At 60.3% G+C, this 16,101-nt stretch carries 11 protein-coding genes; 1 reads left to right on the top strand and 10 read right to left on the bottom strand.

From position 1 onward, the window contains the following. Positions 1 to 16: 16 nt before the first annotated feature. The 5 genes from PGR6_RS17675 to PGR6_RS17655 all read right to left on the bottom strand — a co-directional run bounded on the left by PGR6_RS17675 (position 17) and on the right by PGR6_RS17655 (position 5,821). The gene (locus tag PGR6_RS17675; RefSeq protein WP_064618709.1) at positions 17 to 469 is read right to left on the bottom strand and encodes a chromate resistance protein ChrB domain-containing protein; all 453 of its coding nucleotides are present in this window, start codon (positions 467 to 469) and stop codon (positions 17 to 19) included. Positions 470 to 551: 82 nt separating this feature from the next. Continuing rightward, entirely contained in the window at positions 552 to 1,910 is a 1,359-nt protein-coding gene (gene chrA, locus PGR6_RS17670) for a chromate efflux transporter (RefSeq protein ID WP_064618707.1), read from the bottom strand. Next, positions 1,903 to 2,847: a chromate resistance protein ChrB domain-containing protein gene (locus PGR6_RS17665; protein ID WP_064618705.1), complete on the bottom strand. Its 945-nt coding sequence runs from the start codon at positions 2,845 to 2,847 to the stop codon at positions 1,903 to 1,905. Before PGR6_RS17665 ends, chrA begins: the two co-directional genes overlap by 8 nt. A 102-nt stretch (positions 2,848 to 2,949) precedes the next feature. Then, positions 2,950 to 4,989: a bifunctional DedA family/phosphatase PAP2 family protein gene (locus tag PGR6_RS17660; RefSeq protein WP_064618703.1), complete on the bottom strand. Its 2,040-nt coding sequence runs from the start codon at positions 4,987 to 4,989 to the stop codon at positions 2,950 to 2,952. 208 nt (positions 4,990 to 5,197) lie between these two features. Continuing rightward, on the bottom strand, positions 5,198 to 5,821 hold the full coding sequence (locus PGR6_RS17655; RefSeq protein WP_237229556.1) for an eCIS core domain-containing protein: 624 nt from the start codon (positions 5,819 to 5,821) through the stop codon (positions 5,198 to 5,200). Between the two features lie 425 nt (positions 5,822 to 6,246). Here PGR6_RS17655 and PGR6_RS17650 point away from each other — a divergent pair, with 425 nt between their 5' ends. Further along, positions 6,247 to 6,720 (top strand): hypothetical protein, encoded by a 474-nt coding sequence (locus PGR6_RS17650; RefSeq protein WP_064618699.1) that lies wholly within the window; start codon positions 6,247 to 6,249, stop codon positions 6,718 to 6,720. 111 nt (positions 6,721 to 6,831) lie between these two features. On the opposite strand, the gene PGR6_RS17645 is transcribed toward PGR6_RS17650, so the two are convergent. The 5 genes from PGR6_RS17645 to wecB form a co-directional block, all read right to left on the bottom strand. Continuing rightward, positions 6,832 to 7,614 (bottom strand): hypothetical protein, encoded by a 783-nt coding sequence (locus tag PGR6_RS17645; protein WP_237229646.1) that lies wholly within the window; start codon positions 7,612 to 7,614, stop codon positions 6,832 to 6,834. 172 nt (positions 7,615 to 7,786) lie between these two features. Then, positions 7,787 to 10,333 carry an NfrA family protein gene (locus PGR6_RS17640; protein WP_064618695.1) on the bottom strand — a complete coding sequence of 849 codons (2,547 nt, stop codon included), beginning with the start codon at positions 10,331 to 10,333 and terminating at the stop codon, positions 7,787 to 7,789. Continuing rightward, a complete protein-coding gene (locus PGR6_RS17635) occupies positions 10,330 to 12,444 on the bottom strand; it encodes a glycosyl transferase family protein (RefSeq protein ID WP_064618693.1) in 2,115 nt (704 codons plus the stop codon). The genes PGR6_RS17640 and PGR6_RS17635 overlap by 4 nt, the downstream gene beginning before the upstream one ends. A 12-nt stretch (positions 12,445 to 12,456) precedes the next feature. Next, positions 12,457 to 14,670, bottom strand: a complete 2,214-nt coding sequence (locus PGR6_RS17630; protein WP_064618691.1) for a hypothetical protein — start codon at positions 14,668 to 14,670, stop codon at positions 12,457 to 12,459. 41 nt (positions 14,671 to 14,711) lie between these two features. Beyond that, positions 14,712 to 15,986, bottom strand: a complete 1,275-nt coding sequence (gene wecB, locus PGR6_RS17625) for a UDP-N-acetyl glucosamine 2-epimerase (RefSeq protein ID WP_442963839.1) — start codon at positions 15,984 to 15,986, stop codon at positions 14,712 to 14,714. Positions 15,987 to 16,101 lie beyond the last annotated feature (115 nt).

Genomic DNA, 16,101 nt, shown 5'->3' with positions numbered 1-16,101 from the left:
GCCGTGTAGACGCCTCTCACATCTGAGGAGGCCAATTATGCGACTCGCCCTGACATTCCTTGCACCAGGCATATAGGGCGTCATACAGAATCAAACCATGTGCCAGCATTTCGTGGTCATCGGCATAACTATGCGATAGTCCCAGCGAAATCGCATAGAGCCCAGCCGATTGCGGTGTCAGATCCAGGCGGGAGGTATCTGCTCCGCGCACGATTTTGGCCAACTGCTGCAAGGCAGGATCACTGAGGTGGTACTTCTTCAGAAACGCATCAAAGCTGCACAGCTCTCCTTCGTGTGTAAGCTCAACACCCGGAATGTCATAAGGCGTTGCGTCTTTCTCTGCGGCTACCGGCAAAACCTGTCTGCTGGGCACGTACAAGAACTCGGCCTCAGGGTCGATAAAACGGGTGATCAGCCAGGGACAGGCAATGCGATCAATTTTGGGTCGTTCACGGGTAATCCACCTCATGGAACACCTCCTGCCTAACTCAGTAGGCTGGGTAATCTGGCAGGCCCGGTGCCCGCCAGAAAATAGTTGATCATTGCGCGCTCTAGCGCAGTAAGTGCACAGTCAAACCAACGAGTGCGCAGGCCATCAATACTTGAATCACGCCGCGCTTGAAGCGGAACAAGGCAATCGCCGCTGCAATCGCGATCAGCGCGGAAGGCCAGTCCAGGTTGCCGCTGAACCCTTTGGGCCAAAGAACGTGATAGCCGAAGAAACACGCCAGATTGAGAATCACCCCAACCACAGCGGCAGTGATCCCCGTAAGCGGTGCGGTGAACTTGAGTTCATTGTGAGTCGACTCCACCAGCGGGCCACCTGCGAGGATGAACAGGAACGAAGGCAGGAAGGTGAACCAGGTCACCAGCGTGGCCGCGACGGCTCCGGCCAGAAACACCTGATCGGCGCCGAACACCTGCGAGACATAGGCGCCGACAAAGCCGACGAAAGCCACCACCATGATCAGCGGCCCCGGTGTGGTTTCCCCCAGCGCCAATCCGTCGATCATTTGTGTCGGTGTCAGCCAGCCATAATGACCGACCGCGCCTTGGTAGACGTAGGGAAGCACCGCATAGGCGCCGCCAAAGGTCAGCAATGCGGCCTTGGTAAAGAACCAGCCCATCTGAGTCAAGGTGCCGTCCCAGCCAAAGAGTACGGTCAAGACCCCCATCGGCAACGCCCACAACGCTGCGCCGATGAGTGCCAGCAGCGCCAGTTTCAACCAGCTGAACCGGGCATGCTCAGGGGACGGGGTGTCGTCATCGATCAATGCTGGGCCGAAGGACTTTTTGGCGGTGCTATGGCCCCCGGTCCTGAATTTCTCGGGCGCCAGGCGGCCTCCGGCATAACCGATTAACGCGGCTCCTAGCACGATCAGCGGGAACGGCACATTGAACGCGAAGATCGCGGTAAATGACGCCGCCGCCATAGCCCACAGCCAGTTGTTTTTCAGCGCGCGCGAGCCGATTCGATGGGCCGCCTGCACGACGATGGCCGTCACGGCGGGCTTGATGCCATAGAAAAGCCCGGCCACCACCGGGACTTCGCCGAAGGCGATATACATCCAGGACAGCGCGATCAGGATAAACAGTGAGGGCAACACAAACAGCCCCCCGGCGATCACCCCACCCCAGGTTCGATGCATCAACCAACCGATATAGGTTGCTAGCTGCTGAGCCTCCGGCCCTGGCAACAGCATGCAATAGTTGAGGGCATGCAGAAACCGCCGCTCGGAAATCCAACGCCGCCGCTCTACCAACTCCTGGTGCATGATCGAGATCTGTCCTGCGGGCCCGCCAAAGCTAATGAATCCCAACTTCAGCCAGAACCAGAACGCCTCACGCAAACTGATCGGTTCAGGCCTCGACAGATCCTCTTCAACAGCTGATGGGGACGCCTTAATCATTGGGATGTTCCTCTTTCACGAACTCGGCGAGCAGGCCGTCAAAGATGGCGCTGGCAGCAGCCAACAAGTGGTCGTCATGGGCAATGGTTTCGCGTAGCCCTGCCAGCACCCGTTCGATGCCGGCAGCCTCCACCGGCTGAATGCCACCGATATCGAGGTAATGCACCAGTGCAGCGATGCGGCTCAGGCCCGGCTCTTGAAGTTCAAAGCTGGCTTGCAGGGTTTCAAAGGTCACGCGATTGCCGACATGACTGAAAGTTGCGTCATCGAAGTCGAAACCCAATGCATCGGCTGGGCACTCCTGTGGAGTGTTCAGCCAAAGGATCTGAGCCTGCGGATCAATGAAGCGTCGAATCAACCAGGCGCAAGCCAGGCGGTCGATCCATGGGCGTTTACGCGTTGCCCAGACACGACATTGATAATCGCCAAGGCTCAGTGCCGTGATTGGCTGGTCGCGGCTATGCGGCTCATCCGCAGACAGCGCTCTGCTGACCGCTGTCTCAAGCTCCTGCAACGCCAAGTCGACCTGCTGCTTCGGCTTGCCTGAAAAGTAATCGATGCTGGTCAGCTGATCGTAGGCTTTACGCAGTTTGCGAATTTGCTTGGTGGTGACCAGCGCATTCTCGGCATTGAGCTGTGCCCGGCATGCTTCGATCTCGGCGCCTAGCTTGCCGTAATCATCGCTACGGTCGAACAGCTCAATAAAGCGTTCACCGTCAGGATCAACGACAGGCAGGACGTAGGCGGTGCCATTGATGGCCAGGATGTCGCGCTCGACAGACGTTAGCGCTTCTCGACAGGCAGCGGTATCCGGTAAAAGGTAGGCGCCATCGCGTAAGACCGCCGCTCCGGAGGCTTTTAGTGCGCGCCAGGCACGCATGCGTTCGGTGGCATTGGCGGTCGGCAGACCTAATATCAAAGCTAGCCAATTTTTCATGTAGCGTTTTCTACGATTTATGTAGGTCTTGCTACTTTATTCCTGATTCAGGCCATGGGGAAGCGCTCCTTCAGAAGTAGGGCGGCAAACGACCCTGAACGGTCATTCATTTTTGTTTTTCACCGTGCGAGCTAACAGGACCTGCCCATCCCAATACGCATCCGCCATTCCTTCGGTCCGGGAAACGAGCCGCCCATCGTCTAGAACGGCCGCTAGCATTCTGCGCGGTGTATTCGCATCGGGTTGTGTTGACGTTAACGTGACGAGGGCCAGGGGATGATAGAAACGCTCCTCGACAACCGAGCCAATCCACAGCGGCATAGTTCGCCCGTTTGTGAGCTCGATATCGACGATCCACAATCGAAGCACCAGGCGCGAACCGGCAGATCCATCATCGTTATACGTTCGAATGAGCGTCAGACTGGGAAGGCGACCACTGGCGAAAAGAGGGATGACCGGAAGATCGGCAGGGTCAGCCTGGACGGTAAACCAGTTCAGGGAATTCAACAGTGTCCATGCCGCTGAGGTGCGCCATCCGTTGCGCTGCAGGACATCTTGCAACTCCGGCAGACCACCGGCCCACTGAAACGTCAGTGGCTCATTCGTCTCGCCAGTGAGGTCGATACGCCGCACCGGCAGTTGCTGCCAATCCGACGTCCACCAATCGGTGGCAGCTAAGGTCAACGTTCCCACCTTGACGGCATAACGACTGCTGTCCGTCGTATGGTTACGATAGATATTGAAGCCGCCGGCGAGCAGAAGTGTCACACATCCGAGGGCGAGCAGCCCCGCTGAGCCAATGTGCTCGGCCTGCCGCCGCAGGTAGAAGAGGCTGAGTAGCGCCAGCCAAGCGGATCCGAATGCCAGCCCCCCGAGCACGTCGGAAAGCCAATGTGCCCCGAGGTAGAGGTGCGAGAATGCAATCAGAAATATCAGGGTGGCTGCACCAGGAGCGACCACGAGGCGCCGTGCCGGGCGGGTATCACGCGCGATAAGGAAGGCGAGAAAACCGTATAGCACGACATTGATCGTGCTGTGGCCGCTGGGGAAGGAAAAGGCACTCCACCCGGAATAGAGAGGTTCCGCAGGGAGAGCTCGATACAGCGCTACCTTGATGACTATGGTGAGCCCCGAAGCGCCGGCGATTGCAATCAGCCAATAGGCAGCCGTACGCCAGGCGCGTTTCCACATGAGCCACAGCAAGACAACAATCGTGACCGCCAGCACGACCTTGGTGTCGCCGAGTTCCGTGATGGCGATCATCACCGCATCGCCCGGTGCAGTGCGAAGATCCTGGAGCGCGCGGTATATCGCGCTATCTGCAAGCAGCAACGGGTCGCCGTTGATGATGTCCTCAAGGACACCGAAGAAAAGCCACGCGGCACCGACGAGCAGGACCGTCGACAGTGCGAGAGCCCGTGCTTCGGGCCGTGAAGGATCGAGGAAGTGAGTGAAGCTGCGGCTCAGCCAGGTGTCGTGGGCGCCGGTCCAGCCCCGCAACCGCTGCACTGCGACGATGAAGTAGGGGATGCCGCGATGCAGCGCCCAGCGCACGATATGCAGGACCACCCAGCCCACCGCGACTAGAACGGTCAGCAGGATCGCGAGCGGCTTTGCAGCTGCACCGAGAATGCTGAACGTCGCGCCGACGAGCACGCCGGGCAGGATATGCGACGGAGCCCAGGCGAGCGCCGACACGACATTGACGGCATAGAACCGACTGACCGCCATTCCCAGCGTGCCGGCGAGGAGCGGAACGAAGGCGCGGACGCCCGGTGTGAAGCGCGCGAAAAAGATACTTTTATCGCGATGACGGTTGAAAAAGGCTTCGCTGCGCTGAATCAGCTCAGGATGCCGGTTCAGTGGCCAGAGGCCAAGAATCTCGCGGCGGTATCGGTGCCCGAGCCAGAACGAAAGACCATCCCCCGCAATGGCGCCTGACGTGGCGGCGATCAGCAACGGCCAGAGCAATAACACGCCGCTCGGCACCAGGGTGCTGAGCGCAAGAATCACGGCGGTGCCGGGAACGACGACACCGATGATCGGGATTGACTCGGAAAGTGCCAAGAGAAACACGGCCAGATACACGATATGCGGGTGCGCCGTGAGTAACTCGATGATCGATGAGACCAAGGACGTCATATTTCGCGGCTGCCTATGGAGGACCAGTGGGGCGGCGATCGACACGGGTGTCTGCAATTCCCGTCTGCACAATCAGTTTGCACAACAGACTAAGCATAGCTACTCATTAACTATCGCTTCGCCCACCGGCTGTTTTTGGTCCAGCGTCGAGACTCTCGGGGTCTGTGATGGAGAGCTGCAGACGGCAGGATTGCCTGGCCCTTTGAACTCAAGGATGTCGAGGAGGTTCTGATTGGGCCACGCTGGCCCTTAGCGCTCTGGCTACCTTGGCTTGAATCTCGTAAGCAGGCGCCTCGACGGCTGTGTAATCACGGGTATAGCGAGTGGAAAACTCCCGAACTCCCCATTGCTGGTACTGCTGCACGTGCTTCAATTCATGCGCCCACAGCGCGACATTGTTAAGAGCATCATCGGCACTGCGAAAGACGATGATGTCTATCAGGGTGACTGCAGTGACATCAGGATTCTGCAGCATGGTGTTTGCGGCGTTAAGCTCCACATCATCGCCTACCTTGTAGCGAGCCGAATCAAGCACTTGAATGTCATAGTAGGGTTCGAGTTGGGCCCGGATATTCAGCGGGATTGTCCGAATATCGCCAGTTGCCGCGGTGTCGCGCGATTGCACGATCCAACTCTGTAATCCAGTGGAAGCTATTTGGCTCATGTTCTCAAAAATCGACCCGGTCTCCTCTTTGGAGCCCGGAGCACAAAAACAAGTAACCACGCAGACTTCGTACTGCCCTTTTGGGCAGGCGTAAGCAGAAAACGAAGTGCCAACGGAAAAGAGCAGTGCCGATAGCCGGAAAGCTTGACGTAAAAAGACAGCTGACAATTGGTTCTCCCAGAGGTAGTGGCGGTCGGCAGGTGATGCTTCTGGTAGCTCGCACCTGGTGTTCAACCGCGCGTTGGACCGTTGCGGCCACCGTTTGTTGCCTTCACAGCCCACAGCTTTTTCAGGCCAGCACCGACCAAGTGCTGGCTGCAAGTACCGCACGCGCCACATCGCTTGGATCGGCCACTTGACGATATCCTGCTACGGGCGGCGTTACCCGACTCTGTGCCGGCGCATTCAAACGCCAGTTCGGCACGTCACCCGGCACTTGGCGCAGACAATCAGCATGAGAAGATCCGGAGCCGATGGAGACTCACTCAGCCGCATTCGGCATGCCATGATCTATACTCGCTCGTTAGTTGAATTCCTCATGCCTAGAAGTTTGCCGTTGGGCGGATTGATCTCTTCCTTCAGGAGAGTTTCGTATGCCAGATGACGCCAATTTTGAAGCGCCCGTCGCGCCCGATGTAAGCGGTGTAACGGACTTGCCCCCGGAAATGATTCAACAGTTGAAGGTGCGATTGACAGACGCGGCCAAGTTGCATGATGTCTTGGCCGATCCGATCATGTTTAACGGCGGCACTATCCTGGTGTTGCTGTTGACGACACTGGCGACGCTGTTACCCGCTACAAACTTTACTTGGGTGGCACCTTTGTGTTCTGCGCTCGCCGGGTTGTTCGTCGCAATGGAGCGAGCCCTCGGATTCGGTGCCCGTTGGCGTTATCACCGTGAAATGCGTTTTGCCTATGAATCAATTATCGACATGCTGGATTTTCTTCCGGTAATTCCCGCCTCCGAGCGCCCGAAATATATCCGCGATATCTTTTCGGCATTGTATGCGGTTCGATCTCGGGAGTCGGCGATCCCGAATGCAGGGACTAATTCGGCACCTACTTGATTACGATTCCAAACTACCTGCTTCGCTGCGGCTCAACCGGGGGGGCTTCAGTCGGCTTCATATCTTTTAGGCGTCGGTTAGCCACGACGTTATAAATGGCTGCTTTGCGATTCACCGCACCAGTTGCTCCAGCAACTCAGGCGTCACGTAGTGCGGTCCGTCGAACAGGTAGAGCGGATAACCGTCATAGGCCGCGAGTTGCGGTTTGAGTTCGGCCGCGGTCGCGGAGCGGAATCCGCCGCCGAAGTTGGGGCGAAAGGCTTCGACGATGATTCGCACACGGTCCTTGCCCAGGCGCTGGCGCATGGCGTCGGCGTAGGTTCGGGCCACCGGTGCGGTGCGGGCGTAGACGCCGACGCCATCTTGGAAGAACACGCCGATGTCATCCGGCAGCCATTGCTTGAGCCAATCGGCGGTGGCGGCGGGGCCGATGTTGGCGCCGTCGTAAACACTGATCCATAACGGTCGCGGCAGCTTGGCCAGCAGGGCGGGCAGTTCTTTGGCGCGGGTCCAGCTGGGGTCGATTTCGGCCGGGAAATACCAGCCGGTGACGTGTAGCGGCGTAGGCAATTTGGCGATGCGTTCCGAGACAGCGGCCAGTTGCTCGATGTTGTCCCGTGAGCGGTTCTCGCTGAAGTAACCGGCCAGCCCGAGAATGACATCCTGCGCCCAGGGCGCCTTGGCGATACGGGGCCAGTCAGGCAACACCGGCACGGTGGGCAGGCCGGTACCGGGAACGAATGCCTGATCGTCGACGACGGTCCATTGCACCAGCAGCTCATGGGCGCCGAGTTTTTCCCAGTGGCCGTTGATGCCGACGGTCTTGTTGTCCGGCTGCCAGACGATGCCGACAATCCCCGGGTCAAGAGCCTTGGTGTGTGTCACGTAGAGCATGCCGGAACCTGCGCCGAGGGTAGCGATAAGCAACAGGGCGACAACGGTCGCGCGACTGGCGGTATAGCCAAAGATTTTCACAGGGCTGCCTTTTTCAGGGGCGGGGGATATGCCCACGTCGAGGGCAGGTTAAACCCCAGGCACAAATAAACTCGAACGTTCATACCAGTCCTCAATAGGAATACGTCAGGCGAGCGAACACGCCTTGAGCGCGGTCATCGCCCAGCACCTTCACGCGGTACTGCAGAGAAAAATCCACGTAGGAGCGTGGGGCGTTGTAGGCATCTTCGCGGAACCAGTACCGGACGTTGTTGCCGACGCCGATGCCTGCGGCCTTACCGGATGATGAGCTCGTGCTGCCGTCGGTATCGGTCTCGCTGTTCATCTTTGAGTCATAGTCGAATGCGGCCACGACATGGGGGAAGCTCACCCAGTGTGAACCTGCGCCGCCGATGGCGTAACTGCGGCCGACCTGCCATTCGCTGTTGAAATAGTCACGCGAGTCATTGATGTAATGACCGCCTTCAGCGAACAACTGCGAGGTCCACCAGCTGGAGGTATCGACCCGCAAATCGGTCCCGATACTTGAGCTATAGCCCAGGCGCACCAGCCAGTCACCGTTGACGTCTGACGACCCCAAGGGGAACGTGCGCTCAATGGCGGCCATCACGTTCAGCGCCGTGAACGGCTTGACCCGCACACCAACGGCGCCTTGCAGGGCATCGATACCGCTAGCCGAATCGCTGTTCTTGCTCCATAGCGTGTCGGTGACGCGACCGTAGAGTTCGACGAAGCGTGCATTGCGATAGCCCAACGGGCGCCAGGACAGTTCGGTGCTGTTTTGCAGGCTGTCGTTGCTGTTACTGCCGCTGCTCGGCGCTGAACTCAGACCGCTGCTGGAACTGTTGCCGCGATAACTGGTAGTGCTGATCAAGCCCCAGGTACGCGACACATCAGCCACCGCGCGACGGGTGTCGAAGAGCTGCTGCGGAGACATGTCGAGTTCACCGGCACTTTTTGCGTCGATGACTCGCTTGAAATAGGTGACGGCTTGCTCATCGTCATTGACCCGCATGGCGTTGTAGGCGGCATCCTGCGTTGCCGTCGGTGAGAGCCGGCTGCCAGCATCGGCCTTGCGAAACGATTCACGGGCGCGGTCATCGTCGCCTGCCTGGACCGACAAGTAGGCGATCTGCAGGTCGCTCATCGCTTCCAGTTCGCCGGTGTCCCGCGCCTGTTGCAGCCGTTCGCGCGCAGTTCTTCTCTGGCCGATGGCGGCATACAGACTGGCCTCTTCGTAAGCCGGCAAGCTGCCCAGGGCCAAGGCCTGGGTAAAATCCTGGCGTGCCCCGGTATCGTCCCCCGATTGTTGACGCAAGAAGCCGCGCTGGCTCAGCAGCCGGGCGTCATCGCCATTGACCTTGAGGCCATCGCTGGCCGCCGCGATGGCTTCGGGCACATGCTTCTGGTCGGTCAGGGCTCCGACCAATAGGCGTCGATACGCCGGGTTGTGCGGCGCGCGGCCGACGGCTTGGTTCGCCTGGGCAACCGCCGTTTCGAAGTCCTTGCGGGCCAGGGCCGCATAGGCCTGGGCGGCGAGGTCGGTTCCGTCGTCGCGTTGGTTGCCCGGCCAGATATCACACACCAGGCCGAAGGCCGTTTCCTGACAGTTCAGGGCTGGAGCAGGGACGTGAGCGGCAGTGTTCAGATCCCCATTGTTTTTCTGCCGCAGCGCCATTCGGGCGGCGCTGCGGCGACGGGCGACTTCGCCGCTTTCATCGTCGACCAGTGGTTGCAGATGATCGAGCGCCTGCTGCGGCTCGCCATGGGCCAGTGCGGCGTCGGCGGCGAAGAAGCGAATGTTGCGGACTTGCGCTTGCGGCAGGTCATCGATGGCGAGGGCCTGCTTCAGGTCAGTTTGAGCGGCTTGAGTCTTACCCTGCCGATCAAGGGCGTAGCTGCGCAGAATCCACGGTGCGATTTCCCCGTCATCCTGTGCCAATGCAGCGGACGCGGCTTGCTCGGCCCCAGGGTAATCGTGGGCGGCGAGCAGGGCGCTGATCAGCAGTTGCTGGTTGGCGCCGATTTCCGGGGCCCAGGCGACGGCTTTTCTGGCCTGATCCACGGCCAGCGGCACATGGCCTTGCTGTAGGGCGCGATAGCCCTGAACCGCCAGCGGCACCGCCAGTTGACGACGAATCGCTGTGCGCCGCATCAGCAACGCGTCGTCGTCCGGGAACATCGCAAGCGCCTGGGTGGTGGCTTGATCCGCTTCCTGCAGATGCGGTTGGCGCTGCAAGGACTCGATCAGCAGCAGTCGATAGTCCATGCGTTTAGGCGCCTGAGCGATGGCCTTGCGTGCGGCCTGGGCAGCAGCGCCGAAGTCATCGCGGTCATAGGCTGCGAAGGCCTGGGCAGCGGCGCCGAAGCCCGGAGCCTGACGTGATTGCGGGTAGCGCCTGGGATGATCACGCAGGTCCTTGTCGCGCTGAGCCAGCACAATCAGCGTGTTCAAACGCTGGATATCGGCGCGCTGACGTAGCGCTTCGCGAGCCTTGGCGATGGCCAGGTCATAGTCTTTGCGCTCGTAAGCGCTGTACGCCTCGTTGGCGGTGACATAGGCCGGACCGGTCAATGGCAATGGCAGCGTCTGGGCATGAGCAAACGCAGGTATCAGGCTCAGCCCCGTGGCCATGAGGGTCAGTAAGGGGCGATTCATGCAGGAAGCTCCGCAGGGTAGTGGCTGTGCTGACGTGCCACGGCTTTTTCGATGGTGGCGCGAGGCAGCACGCCGCTGTCGACCAGATAGTCGCCAATGCGGCCATGATGCTGCGGGCGGTACTGCAACATCGCGCGGCTGAACACATCGCGATCCAGCAGGCCCATTTCGATCAACAGGTCGCCCAGCAATGGCGCTCGGGCATCCGGCACGGATTGGCCTTCGCGCACGTTCAGTTGACGCAATTGCGCGACGATTTCGCTCTCCCGGGCAATCAGCTGCACCGGTTCGCTGCCCAGTTCGTCGCTGACCTGTTGCAGGCCTTCGGCCGGCAGTGGGCTGGCCACGGCGACTTGCGCTCGGCCGTCGGCATTCAAGCCAAGCGGCACCACGCGCCAGCGCAGGGCGAATTCGTCGTCCAGCGTCTGGTTCGAGTCCCGCGCCTTGGCGGCCACATCGAACACCCGCGGCAAGTCGTTCTGAAAGGCGATGGCTTCCGCGAGCGTTTCGTCGTCCAGCCAGCCGTTGCTGAGCAAAATCCGCCCCAATGGCATGTGCCGGGTTTTCTGTTCGACGAGAGCATTTTGCAGGTCGGTTTCGTTGATCGCCTGCCAGGACAGCAACACGCTGCCCAGTTTGCGCGGTGCGGCAGCGACCAGGTCGGTGGACGGGAAGTCGTGCATGGTCTTGTCCCACACCAGTTTGCGGTTCAGCGCCTTGCCAACCAGGAACATGCGCCAGGCCCGTGACGCGGCCATGAAGTTGACGAAGTTGCCCACCACCATGCGCGGGATCGACAGCAAACCATGCTGCCAGCCGTACAGCACGGTGGTGAAATAGCAGCGATGCGCGATGCGCCAGGCCAGCGCGATACCGTTGGCCAGCAGCAGGTATTGGATAAAGCCGTTGGTTTCAAACGGCGTCGGGAAACTCACGTCCCACAGTCCGCTCTGGCGCAAAACAATCAGGCCCAGCAACTGCACCAGAATCACGTAGGCGATGATGCTGACGAACGCCGTCACTACGCCTTTGCGGTCGCGAAACAGTAGATAACGGTTGGCCAGCGAGCCGCTCCAGCCCATTTGTTCCCAGCCTTGCAGCCCGATGCCCAATGTCCAGCGGGCCTTCTGGCGGAACGCGGTGCGGAAGGTGTCGGGAAAGAATTCGCGCACGCACAACGGCATCTTCAGGGTCGATTCGTAAGGCTTGCGAAACCATGATTTGCGCAGCACGCGAAACTGCACCGGGAAGCGCACGAAGATCGCATTCATACCGACCTTGGCCAGGCGTGCGCCGACGTCGTAGTCCTCGGTGAGGCTGTCGGTGTTGAATGGCTGGTTCTGGGTTTCCCCGGCCAACACTCGCAAGGCACGATGTGAAAAACAGGTGCCGACCCCGGCAGATGGCACGGTATCGGTCATGCTTTCTCGCACCACCAGATCCTTGCCATGCCATTCGGCGAATTCGTCCATGTAGGTGCCGGCCACCCATTCGTACCAGTTGCGCTCCAGCGAAACCACGGGCAACTGGATCATGTCCTTGCGCGGCAGCAAGTAGTTGAACAGGCGCAATTCCAGCGGGTGCAGCACGTCTTCGCTGTCGTGCAGCACGACGCCGGCGAAGGTCATGCCGTGGGTTTTCTCGTGCAGGAAAATCGCCTGGATCACCCAGTTCAGGCAGTCGGCCTTGCAGGTCGGCCCGGCATGCGGGACTTCCACGCGATGCAGCTGCTTGTAGCGCCGACGCATGCGCTCCACTTCATCGATGGTGCGTTGGTCGTTGATGTAGGTGCCGACAAAGACCACATAGTTCTGGTAGTCCAGGGTCGACACCATGTTCTCGATCATCGGCGCGATGACGTCGTATTCCAGCCAGGCCGGAACCATGATTGCCAGCGGTTGTTCATCCCGGGCCATCAGTTGCTCGGCGGTCAGCGGCCGGTACTTGCGACCCACGGTGAATTTGCGGAACAGGCGACGAGACCAGTACCACAGGTCAATGAACAGATCGTCCAGGCTGGAAATCAGAATCAGCACCGCGACCACGATGGTCGAGGTCTCCAGGAAGCTGTAGTAGTGGGCCAGCCAATAGGGCCAATAAAGCGACGTCATCGAGGGTTACCGTTACTGGCGATTGCGACGGGCGTTACGGCCGGCCAGCAACAGGATGAGGACCAACAGGATGCCACCGGGAATCAGCCACAACAGCGACGGTGTGCGCCAGGCGTCCAGCCCCTTGGGTTCTTCGTGGTCGATCAATTGGCTGCCACTGGGGTCCTGGGTGTCGAAGGTGGTCAGCGTACCGTTGTCACCGAGGATGGCGACGTCGCCGCGACTCAGCAGAACCTGCCTGGCGAAGCGGGGGGCGTCGGTGCCCAGTGTGCGATAGACCAGACCGTGCTGGCCGCCGCTTTCCACGGCTTGCAACGAAGCCAGGTGGTTGAGGGGATGCACGTCGAGCAACACCTGATCCTTGTGATTGATACGCAGGCGGCCCTGCTCGTCGACCTGCACCGACTCTTTGCTGTCCTTGATCGGCAACTCGAAGGCCAGGAAGGCTTTGTCTGGCGTGACTGAGACTTTCGGGTCGGCGCTGACCTTCAATTGCGCACGTAGCGGCGAAACACCGGCGGCGTCAGCCACCGAAATCACCTGCGGCAAACTGCTTGCCGGGTGTTCGAGGTAGGCCTGTGGCACGAGGATCTGCGCGTTCACGGCAAAGCGTGCAGCCATGCCGGAGAAGTCATCATCCAGCGCAGTCTTTTCCAACACGATATGGCTGGTCGGCAGCACCGAGACCGGGAAGGCTTGTGGCGTTTCGAGGCAGCGATCACTGACCGGCTGGCGCTGGAACGACACACGCAGCACGTTGGTCGAGCCCACGGCGTAACGTGGGATCCGCGCTTCAATGCGTTGCTTTTCTCCGTTGGCCACGAGCTGTTGTGCGCCAATCAGATAATCGTTGAGAAACAGTGAGGCCACCGGTGCGGTGTCCGAGGCGCCGGGTGCGGCGGACACATCGATCACCGCCTTCACCGGCAGACGTCCGTCGTAGGCCACGCTGCCCAGAGGGAACGAGGTGCTCCAGTCGGATTTGGCCAGCACGTCGATCGCGCCGGGTTTGCCGCCCAGGCGCGACAAGGCCACACGGCCGTCGGCGCTCAATGGCAACTGTGCTTCGCTGACGGTCAATTGGCGGCTGCGTGCCAGTGTGTTCCAGGCCGAGCTGAACAAGGCCAAGGCCTTGCCGGTCGCTTGCGGCGCGATCGTCAGCACCGGGCGTGTCCCCAGCAATGCCAGTCGCACATTGTCCGTGCCGGTGGCGGCCAGGCCTGCATTGATATGCCGTACACGCCATTGCGCGAAGGCGCTGGCTGCGGTGGCGTCGAGACCTTGAATCTGACTTTGCAGCGCATCCAGAGACTCATTGACGGCCTTGAGCAGTTGCGGGTCGTTGATGGCCAGATCCGCCTGGACGTTCGGGGTTTGCCCCAACATCAGCAGCGCGCCGATTTGCGCCGGGTTCTCCAGGACGTGCGGGCCTTTGCCGCTGAGGCTGGCGAACGCTGGAATAGTTTGCAGCTCGGCCGGGATACGCAGGCCAGTCAGGTCAACGCTGTCCTGTACGGCAGGATAGGGCAGGATGTGGCTGTGCTTGCCGATCCGTTCCAGTGCCACGCCCAGACGCCAGGCGGCGTCGTAGCTTTCGGCGGTTAGGGTGCCCGGCGCGACCATGATCCCCGGTTTGCCGGGCAGTGCCGTCCAGGCTGCACCAACGTCCTGTAACTGGCTGGCGTCGTAGCTGTAGTTGAGGCGGGTGTCCGGTTCGATACGCAATACGTTGCCGATGGCGCGTTCGTCTTCGCACAACACGCGGGACACGATCGACGACCAGGCAATACCCAGGCGCACCGAACCGCTGTCACGCGCGGTCTTGTCCACGCCCAGCGTGACGCTGGCGTCACCTTGAGCTTCGCTGAGCCCTTCGGCGCGCACCGGATAACCGTCCAGCGACAGCAGCAAGGTGTTGCGGCCGCCTTCGCCGTTGAGGTAGCTGGCGTCGAAATTCAGCGTGGCATCGGTCAGTGGTACGCCCGCCGGCACGGGTAAATACAATTCGCGCCGGGCATCGGTGGAACCCAGGATGATGGGGGCGTCGATCCCCAGATCGCTCAAGCGGATCTCACGCTCCTGCCGAGTGTCGGCGTTGAGTCGGTTGATCGCCTGGGTGAGCGGGCTGTCCGCGGCCAAGGCGAAGGTCGGCATGAGCGCGAGCAGGCTCACGCCACAGGCAAGGGCGCTGAGCGCCCCCGTATGGATGGCAACGGAAGACTTCATTCAGGTAGATCTCGAGCTGATAAGGGGAGGAGCGGTTCGGTTTAGAGAGAGGTGAAAGCCGGGTAATTTTCCTCGGGCACAGGCACCGCTGTCGGGTAATGCAGGAACTTGGGCAATGACTGCCGAGCGACGACGAACTCATCGACCGGACGACCCATCAGCGCGTCGACGATGCGCGCACTGGCGCAGCCATCGCCGTATGGGTTGGCCGCCTGGGAGCATCGGCGCCATAGCAACTCGTCATCGAACAACGCGTTGACACCCGCGATGATCGAGTCCGGCGAGGTCCCGACCAGGCGCACAGTGCCCGCCGCGACCGCTTCGGGGCGCTCGGTAACGTCACGCATGACCAGCACGGGTTTACCCAGTGAGGGGGCTTCTTCCTGCACGCCACCGGAGTCGGTGAGGATCACGTGTGCCCGTTGCATCAGGCGCACGAAAGCCAGGTAGTCCAGTGGCTTGATCAGGTGCACATTGGGCAGGTCGCCCAACTGCTCGGTGACCGGGCCCATGACATTGGGGTTCAAGTGCACCGGATAGACGATCTGGATGTCGGCACGCCGGGCCAAATGGCTCAGGGCCTTGCAGATGTCGAGGAAGCCTTCGCCGAAGTTTTCCCGACGATGCCCGGTGACCAGCAATACCTTGCGGCCGGGTTGCAGGAACGAGAATTGCTCATCCAGGCCTGCACGCAGGTCAGCGTCGTGTTCGATGCGCTGCGCGGTCATCTGCAAAGCGTCGATCACCGTGTTGCCGGTCACGAAAGAGCGCCCCTGCAAACGCTCGTCGAGCAGGTTTTTTTGCGACTCGTGGGTCGGCGCAAACAGCATGTCCGCACCCAGGTCGATGCAGCGACGATTCATTTCTTCCGGCCACGGGCTGTAGATGTCACCGGTGCGCAGGCCGGCTTCCACATGGCCGACCGGGATGCGTCGATGGAACGCAGCCATCGCGGCCACCATGGCCGAAGTGGTATCGCCATGTACCAGCACCCGATCCGGCTGGGCCATTTCCAGCACCGGATCAATCGCTTCGTAAAGCGCCGCAGTCAGCGAATTGAGCGTCTGGTGCGGCGTCATCACATCGAGGGTGTAATCGGCCTTGAGGTTGAACAGATCCAGCACCTGTTTAAGCATGCTTTGATGTTGGCCGGTGATGCATATCTGCGAATGAATGCCAGGTTCCGCAGCGAGGGCTTTGACTAAAGGCGCCATCTTGATGGCTTCAGGACGGGTACCGAAGATCGAAAGGACTTTAAGCCTTGAATGATGGCGGACGATGATGCCTTCCTCGCGCAGTTCTAGTGCGCAACACAAAAGCTGCCCCAAGTTATATTGAAACTTGAGCCACGCTAGCGTTATTTGAGTTTAGTAAAGGCCGGGATAGTCAGCGTGAGCGCTGATGTTCACTTCATGTGAGAGGGGACGTCGC

The sequence above is a fragment of the Pseudomonas sp. GR 6-02 genome (assembly GCF_001655615.1).
Lineage (GTDB): Bacteria > Pseudomonadota > Gammaproteobacteria > Pseudomonadales > Pseudomonadaceae > Aquipseudomonas.
The sequence above is the reverse complement of the archived record's forward strand: the minus strand, read 5'-3'. Positions and strand labels throughout refer to the sequence as shown.